The organism is Hydrotalea lipotrueae (genome assembly GCF_019249625.1).
GTDB classification, from domain to species: domain Bacteria; phylum Bacteroidota; class Bacteroidia; order Chitinophagales; family Chitinophagaceae; genus Hydrotalea; species Hydrotalea flava.
The window spans coordinates 1-810 of sequence record NZ_JAESDL010000067.1 but is presented as its reverse complement, the minus strand read 5'-3'; the positions used below and the strand labels follow the sequence as shown (position 1 = coordinate 810).

Below are 810 nucleotides of genomic sequence, written 5' to 3'. Positions count from 1 at the left end.
TGTACAAGCTAATTGTACAAATCCGAGAAAATTAGCATCATAGTAATCAAATCTTGTTTGACAACGTCGAAACTGCTGAATCCAGGCAAAGACTCTTTCGATCTTCCACCTGTTTTTGTATCGTCGTAATTCACGTCTATCCTGTGTGGCCTTTTTCACCCGGTTGGTTTTATGTGGAGCGATCATTTTGATGCGGTTCCCTTTAAGTATTTTATCAAGAGGATCACTATCATAAGCCATATCCCCAATCAAGCGTTTAGGCTTTGTTCGCGTAAATCGTTTTGATATCGTTTTTTCAACGAGTTTAATCTCATGGGTACTTGCTTCATGTGTGGAAATGGCGATAGGAAGACCATTACGGTCTGCAATTGCCATGAGCTTCGTACCCTTGCCCCGCTTAGTTTTCCCAACTCCAAAGCCCCTTTTTTAGCCGCTGAAAAGCTGCCGTCAATATAACATTCTGCCAAATCAATCTTTCCCCTAGTTTTTAAATCCACCGCCAGGCGACTTAATATCTGCTCCCATAGCAAACACTTTACCCATTCCTGAAATCGCCGGTGACAGGTCTGATAAGGTGGATATCGATCTGGCAGGTCTTTCCATGGTGCCCCGGTTCTACATATCCATAATATCCCATTTAAAATTGCTCTATCATCTACTCGAGGACGTCCGGCTATCTTTTTGGCCGGAATATTTTTTTCAATCAACCCACAGATCAAGTCCCATTGTTCGTTTGTGATATCCATAAATGTCGTTTCTCTTATAAACGGCAAATTCATTCAATTTATTACAAAAAACATACTTTTGAGA

The 810-nt window shown here is 41.0% G+C and carries 1 protein-coding gene; it reads right to left on the bottom strand.

The features are described 5' to 3' along the window. Positions 1-746 (bottom strand): IS5 family transposase gene (locus JK139_RS15405; RefSeq protein ID WP_218332181.1). Its coding sequence is split into 2 segments (ribosomal slippage), with 747 coding nucleotides annotated over them: positions 1-410 and positions 410-746; the frame shifts between segments, so codons are not numbered across the junction. This gene is flagged as partial in the annotation. Positions 747-810: the final 64 nt, after the last annotated feature.